This window comes from Rhodanobacter sp. DHB23, assembly GCF_014842975.1.
GTDB lineage: Bacteria > Pseudomonadota > Gammaproteobacteria > Xanthomonadales > Rhodanobacteraceae > Rhodanobacter_A.
The window spans coordinates 64,176-73,812 of sequence record NZ_JACYXK010000029.1 but is presented as its reverse complement, the minus strand read 5'-3'; the positions used below and the strand labels follow the sequence as shown (position 1 = coordinate 73,812).

At 68.5% G+C, this 9,637-nt stretch carries 11 protein-coding genes; 6 read left to right on the top strand and 5 right to left on the bottom strand.

Features of this window, described 5'->3' with window-relative positions:
- Positions 1-99: 99 nt before the first annotated feature.
- Both IHE47_RS15155 and IHE47_RS15150 read left to right on the top strand, forming a co-directional pair.
- The gene (locus tag IHE47_RS15155; RefSeq protein ID WP_225561991.1) at positions 100-852 is read left to right on the top strand and encodes a hypothetical protein; all 753 of its coding nucleotides are present in this window, start codon (positions 100-102) and stop codon (positions 850-852) included.
- Positions 849-1,055: a hypothetical protein gene (locus IHE47_RS15150; RefSeq protein ID WP_192107375.1), complete on the top strand. Its 207-nt coding sequence runs from the start codon at positions 849-851 to the stop codon at positions 1,053-1,055. Before IHE47_RS15155 ends, IHE47_RS15150 begins: the two co-directional genes overlap by 4 nt.
- 43 nt (positions 1,056-1,098) lie before the next feature.
- Here IHE47_RS15150 and IHE47_RS15145 read toward each other — a convergent pair whose 3' ends face one another.
- The 4 genes from IHE47_RS15145 to IHE47_RS15130 form a co-directional block, all read right to left on the bottom strand.
- Positions 1,099-1,419 (bottom strand): hypothetical protein, encoded by a 321-nt coding sequence (locus IHE47_RS15145; RefSeq protein ID WP_192107373.1) that lies wholly within the window; start codon positions 1,417-1,419, stop codon positions 1,099-1,101.
- Positions 1,420-1,510: 91 nt separating this feature from the next.
- Positions 1,511-1,861: a hypothetical protein gene (locus IHE47_RS15140; protein WP_192107371.1), complete on the bottom strand. Its 351-nt coding sequence runs from the start codon at positions 1,859-1,861 to the stop codon at positions 1,511-1,513.
- On the bottom strand, positions 1,854-2,351 hold the full coding sequence (locus tag IHE47_RS15135) for an RNA polymerase sigma factor (RefSeq protein ID WP_192107369.1): 498 nt from the start codon (positions 2,349-2,351) through the stop codon (positions 1,854-1,856). The genes IHE47_RS15140 and IHE47_RS15135 overlap by 8 nt, the downstream gene beginning before the upstream one ends.
- Positions 2,352-2,360: 9 nt before the next feature.
- Positions 2,361-3,143, bottom strand: a complete 783-nt coding sequence (locus tag IHE47_RS15130) for a hypothetical protein (protein ID WP_192107367.1) — start codon at positions 3,141-3,143, stop codon at positions 2,361-2,363.
- Between the two features lie 125 nt (positions 3,144-3,268).
- Between IHE47_RS15130 and IHE47_RS15125 the strand changes: the two genes are divergently transcribed.
- The 4 genes from IHE47_RS15125 to ligB all read left to right on the top strand — a co-directional run bounded on the left by IHE47_RS15125 (position 3,269) and on the right by ligB (position 9,013).
- Positions 3,269-4,594, top strand: coding sequence for an amino acid permease (locus IHE47_RS15125; RefSeq protein ID WP_192107366.1), 1,326 nt, complete (start codon positions 3,269-3,271; stop codon positions 4,592-4,594).
- A gap of 172 nt (positions 4,595-4,766) precedes the next feature.
- Positions 4,767-6,368, top strand: coding sequence for an ankyrin repeat domain-containing protein (locus IHE47_RS15120; RefSeq protein ID WP_192107364.1), 1,602 nt, complete (start codon positions 4,767-4,769; stop codon positions 6,366-6,368).
- 91 nt (positions 6,369-6,459) lie between these two features.
- Positions 6,460-7,236: an NRDE family protein gene (locus IHE47_RS15115; RefSeq protein ID WP_192107361.1), complete on the top strand. Its 777-nt coding sequence runs from the start codon at positions 6,460-6,462 to the stop codon at positions 7,234-7,236.
- Between the two features lie 94 nt (positions 7,237-7,330).
- Entirely contained in the window at positions 7,331-9,013 is a 1,683-nt protein-coding gene (ligB, locus tag IHE47_RS15110; RefSeq protein ID WP_192107359.1) for an NAD-dependent DNA ligase LigB, read from the top strand.
- On the opposite strand, the gene IHE47_RS15105 is transcribed toward ligB, so the two are convergent.
- Positions 9,010-9,420: a YchJ family metal-binding protein gene (locus IHE47_RS15105; RefSeq protein WP_192107358.1), complete on the bottom strand. Its 411-nt coding sequence runs from the start codon at positions 9,418-9,420 to the stop codon at positions 9,010-9,012. The genes ligB and IHE47_RS15105 overlap by 4 nt on opposite strands.
- Between the last annotated feature and the right edge of the window lie 217 nt (positions 9,421-9,637).

Below are 9,637 nucleotides of genomic sequence, written 5' to 3'. Positions count from 1 at the left end.
CAGGCGACGCATGGCGCATATTCTTCGGTCGCGCGGGGACGGCTGTCAATCGCACGGGCGTATGCTGCGTGCCTGAACCCGCTGCGCGACGGAGCCCCCGTGCCGATTGACTGGATCCATGCCGGTGCCACCGTGCTGGCCTCCTTCCTCGCCTCGCTGGTGGAGTGCGTGGAAGCCTTGACCGTGGTGCTGGCGGTGGGCGTGACGCGTGGCTGGCGCAGCGCGCTGGCGGGCTGCGCCACGGGTTTGCTGGTGCTGCTGTTGCTGGTCGCGCTGCTGGGCCACGCGCTCGCCCGCGTTCCCCTGCACGGTTTCCAACTGGTGGTGGGCGCCCTGTTGCTGCTGTTCGGCATGCGCTGGCTGCGCAAGGCGGTGCTGCGCGCGGCCGGCGTGCTCGCCCTGCATGACGAGGATGCGATCTACCGTCGCGAGACACAGGCGCTGGGCGGGCAGGGTGGTGCGCGCCCCGGCCTGGACAGGCTCGCGTTCGTGGTGGCGTTCAAGAGCACCGTGCTCGAAGGCATCGAGGTGGTGTTCATCGTGCTCGCCATCGGTGCCGGCCGCGCCGACCTGCTGTGGCCGGCCAGCCTCGGTGCGCTGGCCGCACTGCTGGTGGTGGTGGCACTGGGCGTGGCGCTGCACCGGCCGCTGGCGCGGGTGCCGGAGAACACGCTGAAGTTCGCGGTGGGCGTGCTGCTGTGCGCGTTCGGCACGTACTGGGCCGGCGAGGGCATGGGTTACGCGTGGCCGGGCGAGGACGGCGCCATTCCCGTGCTGGCGTGCGCCTTCCTCGCGGCGGCCGCGCTGTGCGTGGCGTGGTGCCGGCGCACGACACGGGAGATCGCCCGATGAGCTGGCTGCGCAGGTTGCTGGTCGAACTCTGGGGCCTGTTCGTCGACGACGGCCGCTACGCGCTGGCCATCGTGGCGTGGCTGCTGCTGGCGTGGCTGGCCTTGCCGCTGCTGCAACTTGGCGGTGGCTGGAATGCGGCGGTCCTTGCCGCGGGCCTGCTCGCCATCCTCGTCGAAAGCGTGTTGCGCCGCGCGCGGCGTTGAGCCGCGGATCTGGCGTGGGCTACGTGGCGATATTGGACAGGCCCTACGCCTCGTCGTCCCAGCGCACATCGATGGCATCGCCGTCCACCGAGCCCCAGAACGTGCCCAGTCGTATCCAGGCGCGGCGGATGCGCTGGGTGGATTCGTCCAGTACTTCCACGTGGTAGAGGGTCTGGGCCCTTGATGAGGTGAACCACAGCGACAGCGGCGGGATGCCAGTACGCCTCTTGCTCAGGATGAGCAGGTTGTTGGCGCGCGCCCAGTCTTGCAGCAGGGACTGCACGGCGCGGTAATGCTGCCATGCCCAGAGGCCGGCGATGACGCCGCCAACCGTGGCTAGCAGCAGCGGTGCGGGATGGGACATGGCGTTCGATTTCCCCCTGAGACTCGGCACAGGGTGCGCCGGCCGGCCAGGTTGCGCAAGCCATGGCATGAGCGGCATCGCGCATGGATGTTCAGTGGCCGGTCGAAGACGAGACGATCAGATAGGTACGCGTATCTGCCGGTCCGCCGTGCAGCAGAAGCGCGGCCCCGTGATCGACGTGAATGCCATCGGTCAACGGCGGCATTGCCACGGCTTGAAGCAGCGCCTGCGTCAGCGCGTCGTCGCGACGTTGGCGTTGGATCATGCCGGGCAGCCAGGCAAGCGCGAGCAGGGCCAGCGCACAGGCGCCGGTCGCCACGGGGAGCCAGGGCCGGATGCGCGCGCGCTTCGGCACGTGTCGCGTATGCAGGCTGCGTTGCAGGCGTCGCAAGCCATCGGGCGGCGGTGTGAGTTCGGGCAGCAGATGTTCGAGTTCACGCATGGTCGGGTTCTCCGAGCAGGATCTTCAACCGCTCCATGGCGTGGTGCTTGCGTGAGGCCACGGTACCGGCGGGGATGCCGAGCACCCTGGCGATCTCCGCGCCGCGCAGGCCGCTGAATTCGCTGAGCAGCAACACATCGCGGGATACCTTGGGCAATTCGCGCAATGCCTTGCGCAGGCGGCGCGTGGCGAGGAAATCCGTGGGTGCGCCGCCTTCGTCCGGCGGCGGCGCGGTCTCGTCCAGCGGCTCGTGCCGCCACAGCTTGCGCCAGCGCAGCCGGTTGCGCGCAAGGTTGAGCGCGGTCGTCCAGAGCAGGGCGTCCAGCGTGGTCTCGTCCACGCCGGTGCGGCGCTCCCATACGCGCAGGAAGGCGTCGTGGATCACGTCCTGGCAATCCTGCGCCTGCCATAGCTGGCGATACAGGACGTTGTACAGCGGCCGTTCCAGCCGGCGATAGCTGGCGTAAAGCGCGTCCTCGCGCAGCGTCATGCGCTGGGCTCAGTCTTGGGTGTTCAGGCGATCCACGCGCATCACGAGCAGGCGCATCACGAGTTTGTCGGTGCAGTTTGCGGTTGAGGTGTTGGTGGATGGTTGCGGGCAGGCACCGGGTGCCTGCGCCAGCACGATGTACTGGCCGAACGTGGCGTCGATTTGCGTATTGATCTCGCGGAGCCCGTTGCTGGAGAAAGAATCTTGATAGTCGAGTTGCAGCTTCGCCGTCCCGCCGTCAATTGCATTGACACGGAGAAGGTAGACGCGTTGACGCGCTGGGTCGTCGGAGGTGGTCAGCTTGCTTTTATCGTTGCCATTGCTGACCAGTGATGCTGCCTGGTCGAGATGAAAGTGCATCGGCCCCATGGCCTTCTTCAGCGAGTCGAGGCTGCCGGCCAGATCCTTCAGGGCAGGGTCGTCATTGCCAGCGCCGGTTTCGCCATCGATTACCCAGAAGTGTGTGACCACCTGTGCTGGGGCTGCCGCTGGCGCTGTCGTTTTGCTCAAGGTCTCGATGACGCCACCGACCGATTCCTGCATGTCTGCTGGTGCAGCGACCAACAGTTTGCCTGGCGCGGCGACGGTAATGTTGGCACCGCCGGATATCGCCGCGCTGATGAGGGTGTCGCGTATCGACTGGGTGCGATCAGGCGGTACGGTGTAAAGCTGCAATGTGACGTTGGGTGTTGCTTTGTCGCTGATGGCCGTACTGGCACCGTGCCCTTGGCAGCCAGCGAGTGCAAGCAGGGCCATCGCACCGATGGCGGCGCATCGAATCTCGGGTTTCATGGATATCCCCTCGCGGCGGGCCCGATGGCCGCCTTCCCGACTGTATACACGCGAGCGTGGATTTTCTTCATCGCCGTCGCCGCCGGGGACTGGCCTAACCACGCCCGCCATGCCAAGGTTGCCGGATGACGAACGAAACCAACTCCCCTGCCTACCTGCGCCGGCTCGGCGTGTGGGACGGCGCGATGATCGTGGTCGGCGGCGTGATCGGCGCCGGCATCTTCCGCACGCCGGCGACGGTGGCGGAGCGCACGGCGTCCGGCCTGCCGCTGCTGGCGGTGTGGGTGCTGGGCGGCCTGCTCACGCTCACCGGCGTGCTGTGCTACGCGGAGCTGGGTTCGCGGCGACCTTACGCGGGCGGCATCTACCTCTATATCCGCGAAGCCTTCGGTTCGTTGCCGGGCTTCCTGTTCGGCTGGGCGATGGCGCTGATCAACTACCCGGGCAGCGTGGCGGCGGTGGCCACCACCTTCGCCGATTACTTCTGCAAGGCGCTGGACCTGCCGTTGCCGTGGGTGAAGCCGGTGGGCGTGGCGGCGATCGTGTTCATCGTGGGCGTGAACCTCACTGGCATCCGCGCCGGCGCGATGATGCAGAACATCTTCGCGGTGCTGAAGCTGGCGGCGATCGCGATGCTGGTGGCGGTGGGCCTGGTGCTGGCGCATGGCCATCTTGGCGGCGTGCTGGCGACGGATACCGTGCATCCGGTGCCCGGCGGCGCCTTCGTGGGCGCGTTGCTGCCGGTGCTGTTCACCTATGGCGGCTTCCATTATCTGAACGACCTCGCCGGCGAGGTGCGCGACCCGCAGCGCACGCTGCCGCGCGCCCTGCTGCTCGGCATGCTGGGCGTGGTGCTGGCCTACGTGCTGGCGAACGTGGCCTACCTCACCGGCCTGGGTCATGCGGGGCTGGCCGCCAGCTCCGCGCCCGCGGCCGACCTGATGCGCCGCTTGTTCGGCGAGGCCGGCGCGAAGGTGATGGCGGTCGGCATCGCCTGCTCCACCTTCGGCTATTGCAGCATCGCGATCGCCGGCGGCGCGCGCGTGATGCAGACCATGGGCGCGGACGGCATGCTGTTCCGCGCGGTAGGCTACATCGATCCGCGCACGCGCACGCCGCAGGTGGCGCTGGCGGTGCTGGGCGCGTGGACGGTGGTGCTGGTGCTGTGGGGCAACTTCGGCCAGCTGGTGGACTACACCGCGGTGGGCGAGTGGCTGGGCCACGCCGTCGGCATCGGCACACTGTTCTGGTACCGCTGGAAGTTCGTGGACGAACCCGCGCCGTACCGCGTGCCGCTGTTCCCGCTGATGCCGCTGGTGTTCGTGCTGACCGTGACCGGCGTGATCGTCGCCACCGCGATCTCCTCGCCGCACGATGCGGGCATGAGCCTGCTGATCATCGCGCTGGGCGCGCCGGTGTACTGGCTGTGGCAGTGGTGGCAACGGCGCTGAGTTGCACATCGTTTGTGCTGAGCACGGGCCCGGAATTCCGAGGCCGGAGGGCCGTTTCGACTCCGCTTGCCGATGCAGGCTGTGTTCGGCGCGAGTGGAAGATTGAGCGTCGCCGCCAAACAGGTGGTGCAATCGTCCATAAGGGGGAGTCATGAATCGGATTCGACTCTGCATGCTGGTTCTGGCGCTTTTCTTTGGATCGGCACATGCCGCCGGGGTGACGCCATGCAGCCAGCAACAGTTGCTGGCCTATGCACCTGATGCAAGCGAGGTGAAGATGCACCGGTCATTTGCCGCGCCCGTCATCAGCTACCCCTACGGCACGAAGATGGCCGGGTGGGGATGGCGGCTCGCCGTCCGGGTCGATGAAGCAGGACGGGTTGCCTGCTACGCGACGAAGGACCAGTTCGGCGACGACTTGCCCATGAATGCGGCGCGGCAGGCGTTCCTCGACGGGCTGGCTGGATGGCGCTATGCCCCCTTCGTCAGGGATGGCTCGGCGACTGCGGCCATCGTTGTCGAGCAGGTTTCCGAACAGGAGTCGCCCGGGAGGCATCTGCCGCTGCCCGGCGTGCCGTTGGTCGAGGTGCATGTCGCCTTGGGACGTTCCGGCTGTTACGGATCGTGCCCGCGTTACCAGGTGGACATCCGTGGTGACGGTCGAGTCGCGTATCAAGGCGATGCATACGTCGATGTCATCGGCCGGCACGAATACAACGTGCCGGCGGCGGACGTGGCGAAGTTGGTGGACAGCCTGCGCGCGAAAGACATCTGGTCGTTGCGTTCGAGCTATCGTGCGCGCATTACCGACAACCCCGACTACGAATTGATCCTGACCATGGGCGGGCAGGTGCACAGGCTCGACGATTACGTCGGCCAGTCGGCTGGCATGCCGGCCGCGGTCAGCGAGTTCGAGGATGAGGTCGATGCGGTTGCACATTCCGCGATGTGGACGCATCTGTCGCGGGAAAGCCTAGAGCGCCTCAAGGCCGAAGGGTTCCGTTTCGATTCGCGCGACGGCGCGGATTTGCTGGCTCGCGCGATGGCGAATCGCGATTCGCGTGACGATGGCGCCATGCTCGAACTGGTGAAGCTCGGCGCGCCGCTGGATGGCAGTGCATTCGACGCGCCGTGGCTTCGCCAACGCGGCGGTACGGTCCTCGACGATGCGTTGAGGAACCATCGAAGCCAGGCGCTGGTGGACGCCCTGGTTGCCGAGGGCGCCTTGACGACGGATGGCCGCCCCGACCAGAACAAGATCGACGCCGCGTTCCGCGAAGCGATCGAGGGCGGGAGGTTGGCACTGGTACAGCGGATCTGGGCCGTTGCCGGCACGCAAGCGCATCCATCGCTCAGCTTCAAGGACGTCGAGGGCAAAATCAGCAGGCAATCCCCCGTGACCCTGCTGCTTTCCAGACCCTACGACGATGACTCCTGGGAAGGCCTCGCCATCGCCCAATGGCTGGCCGCGCAAGGGTGCGATCTCAAGGCGAAGGCAACCAATGGCCGCACGCTGCTGCATATCGCGGCCTCGGCGAACGATGCGGGTTTCGTGCGCTACATGCTGGATGCGGGCGTGGGTGCGTCGACGCCGGGCGAATACGGTCTGCCGGCTCTTGGCAGTACGCAGAACGAGGACGTCGCCATGATCCTGTTGCAGGCCGGTACCGATTTTTCGCGCATGGACGACACGAACCACCAGTTCCTGCGTTATGCGCGATCCAACCACTGGGCACGCGTGGTGGCCTGGTTGAAAGCGCATCACGAGGGCTGATGCCGCCCGCTGTTCGCGTGGTCGCTTTTGCCCGGCATGCGCAGGCGGGATCATCCGATAATGAGCGCTTCGCACCGAGATGGAGCCGCCCATGTGCCTGATCGCCTTCGCCTGGCAAACCCACCCCCGCTGGCGGCTCGTGCTGGCGGGCAATCGCGACGAATTCCACGCGCGGCCCAGCGCGGAACTGGCGCGCTGGAACGACTCGCCCATCGTCGCCGGCCGCGACCTCGAGGCCGGTGGCACGTGGCTGGGCGTGACCGATGCGGGGCGTTGCTGCGTGGTCACCAACGTGCGCGACCCGCGCGATCCGCAGCACGGTGCGTCGCGCGGCCTGCTCGCCACCGACTATCTCGCGGGCGGTGCGGATGCGACGGCGCATGCGCAGGCGCTGCTGGGCGCCGCGGCGGGCTATCGTCCGTTCAATCTGCTCACCTTCGATGCGCAGGCCGCGTTCTATCTCGGCAACCGGCCCGAGCCGCGCGCGCAGGCGGTGGCGCCCGGCGTGCACGGCCTGTCGAACGCGGACTTCAACACGCCGTGGCCGAAGACGCGCGCCTTGATCGCGCAACTGGAGGCATGGCTGGCCGCCGGCCACGACGAGGATTTCGCGCCGCTGTTCGCCGCGCTCGCCGACGAGCGGCAGGCGCCCGACGCGGAGTTGCCCGACACCGGCGTGGGCCTGGAGCGCGAGCGCTGGCTGTCCGGCGCCTTCATCCGTGGCGAACAGTACGGCACGCGCGCCAGCACGGTGGTGGCGCTGGCGCGCGATGGGAACGGCGTGATCGTCGAGCGGCGCTTCGGACCGGAGGGCCGCTTCCTTGGCGAAAGCCGGTTGGGCATCGGTGTGGCCGCCGCCACGGACTGAGGCACTGCGCCTACGGCGCATGGCGTGCGTCGCCAGCTGACGGCGCGTGCCGCCGCAACTAGCGTCATGCTCCCGTCACGGTTGGAGCGAACGCATGCGCATGGCCTGCCTGTTGCTGATGCTGGTCGCGTGCCCCTTCGGCGTGGCGCATGCGGACGATTGTCCCGACTGGCCGCCCGGGCGGGCGCGCGGGGAAATGGCGGCGCTGCGCGAGCGACTGGACGGCTGGAACCACGCCTATCGCGTCGAAGGCCGTTCGCCGGTGAGCGATGCCGTGTATGACCAGGCCGAGCAGCAGCTCGCGGCATGGCGGCGGTGCTTCCCGGCACAGGCGCCGGCGCCGTTGGTGCACCTGGCGGACGACGGCGGCCGCGTAGTGTCGCCGGTGGCGCAAACCGGCCTGGCCAAGCTGCCGGATGCCGCGGCGGTGGAGGCATGGATGCAGGCGCGCGGCCATCGCGACCTGTGGGTGCAGCCGAAGGCCGACGGCGTGGCGGTGACGCTGCTGTATCTGGACGGCCGTTTGCGGCAAGCCAGCAGTCGCGGCGACGGCCTGCATGGCTCGGACTGGACGACGCTGGCGCAGGCCATCGATGCGATTCCCAAGCGCCTGCCGGACGCGCCGTCGCGCGTGGTGCTGCAAGGCGAGCTGGTGTGGCGCCTGCCTGGCCACGTGCAGGCCGGGGCAGGTGGCGTCAACGCGCGTTCGGCGGTGGCCGGCGCCTTGGCGCGCAACGTGCTGGATGCCGCCACCGCCGCGAGGATCGACCTGTTCGTGTGGGACTGGCCCAGCGGCCCGGCCGACATGCCGGCGCGGCTCGCTGGCCTGCGCGCGATGGGCTTCGCCGACAGCGCGGCGCTCACGCAGCCGGTGTCCGGCATCGACGAGGTGCAGCGCTGGCGCGAGCAGTGGTATCGCCACGCGCTGCCGTTCGCCGCCGACGGCACGGTGCTGCGCCAGGGCCATCGCCCGCCTGCCGACACGTGGAAGGCCAGCCCGCCGGACTGGGCGGTGGCGTGGAAATACCCCGCCGCCACCGCGCTGGCGGAAGTGCGCGCGGTGACGTTCCCCGTGGGGCGTAGCGGGCGCATCACGCCGGTGCTGGAACTGGCACCGGTGCAGCTCGACGACCATCGCGTGCAGCGCGTGAGCGTGGGTTCGCTCGCGCGCTGGCGCGAACTCGACATCCATCCCGGCGACCAGGTGGAACTCGCGCTGGCAGGATTGACCATCCCGCGCCTGCAATCGGTGGCGTGGCGCGCGACGCAACGCGTCGCGGTGGATGTGCCGGACCCCGCGCGTCACGGCCCGCTCACCTGCTGGCAATCCACGCCCGGTTGCGAGGCGCAATTCCAGTCGCGGCTCGCCTGGCTGGGGGGCAAGCAAGGTTTGCGCTTGCAGGGTGTCAATGCGGGCACGTGGCAGGCGTTGACGGAGGCTGGCCTGGTCCATGGCCTGCTGGACTGGTTGGATCTCGTGCCGGCGCAACTCGTCGCGGTGCCGGATGTGGGCGAGCACCGGGCTGCGGCGCTCGCGCAAGCGTTTGCCGAAGCGCGCGGGCAGCCGTTCGGCGACTGGTTGCATGCACTGGGCGCACCCGACGGCGCGGTGGACGCCGGCCAGGACTGGGCCACGCTGGCCGCATTGGGCGAAGACGATTGGCGTGGGCGCGGCACCAGCGCATCACGCGCACGTCAGCTCGCGGCGTTTTTCGCGCATCCCGACGTGCGCGCGCTGGCGGCGCAGTTGCACGCGGCTGGTGTGCAGGGGTTTTAGGTGTCCTGCAGCAGCTCTCCGTCCACGTAAAACCAGCGCCCCGCTTCGCGCACGAAACGGCTGACCTCGTGCTGGCGCTGCGCGCGGCCGCCGCCGAGGCGGTAACGGGCCACGAATTCCACCGTGGCGTGTTCGTCGTCGCTGCGTTGCTCGTTGCCCACGTCCAGGCCCAGCCAGGTCGGCGCAGGCTGCTGCGCGGCGAGTCGCAGCGAAGCGGGACGGGTGTCGGCGTGCCAGGTGGCCAGCAGGTAATCCTCGCGCTTCAGCACGTAGGCGCTGTAGCGCGAGCGCATCAGTTGCGCGGCATTGGTGGCCACCGCGCTGCCGTCGTGCAGTGGACCGCAGCAGGTGGCGTAGCCGGCGGGATTGCCGCAGGGGCAGGGGGTAAGCGTGTCGATTGCCTTCATGCCGTCTTTGTACACGAGAGCCTGCCCCATATCTCCACCTGGCTCGCATTGCCTTGCCGTGGCCGTCAGGTGGTGGCGCGTGGCGCAGCGCCTGCCTGGCTGGCAGGTCAAGCCGCGCGCTGCCGCATGGCGGCCACGGCAAGGCAACCCTTCCTCGCTCCTCCACGCGGAAAGAGCACATGGATGTGCTCGGCTTTGGGGAGCGAGGAAAGCCGAG

Excerpts from the sequence above, each read along its gene's own strand:
- IHE47_RS15150 (WP_192107375.1), top strand. The coding sequence starts at position 849 with ATGAGCTGGCTGCGCAGGTTGCTGGTCGAACTCTGGGGCCTGTTCGTC.
- IHE47_RS15145 (WP_192107373.1), bottom strand. The coding sequence starts at position 1,419 with ATGTCCCATCCCGCACCGCTGCTGCTAGCCACGGTTGGCGGCGTCATC.
- IHE47_RS15140 (WP_192107371.1), bottom strand. The coding sequence starts at position 1,861 with ATGCGTGAACTCGAACATCTGCTGCCCGAACTCACACCGCCGCCCGAT.
- IHE47_RS15135 (WP_192107369.1), bottom strand. The coding sequence starts at position 2,351 with ATGACGCTGCGCGAGGACGCGCTTTACGCCAGCTATCGCCGGCTGGAA.
- IHE47_RS15130 (WP_192107367.1), bottom strand. The coding sequence starts at position 3,143 with ATGAAACCCGAGATTCGATGCGCCGCCATCGGTGCGATGGCCCTGCTT.
- IHE47_RS15125 (WP_192107366.1), top strand. The coding sequence starts at position 3,269 with ATGACGAACGAAACCAACTCCCCTGCCTACCTGCGCCGGCTCGGCGTG.
- IHE47_RS15120 (WP_192107364.1), top strand. The coding sequence starts at position 4,767 with ATGCTGGTTCTGGCGCTTTTCTTTGGATCGGCACATGCCGCCGGGGTG.
- IHE47_RS15115 (WP_192107361.1), top strand. The coding sequence starts at position 6,460 with ATGTGCCTGATCGCCTTCGCCTGGCAAACCCACCCCCGCTGGCGGCTC.
- ligB (WP_192107359.1), top strand. The coding sequence starts at position 7,331 with ATGCGCATGGCCTGCCTGTTGCTGATGCTGGTCGCGTGCCCCTTCGGC.
- IHE47_RS15105 (WP_192107358.1), bottom strand. The coding sequence starts at position 9,420 with ATGAAGGCAATCGACACGCTTACCCCCTGCCCCTGCGGCAATCCCGCC.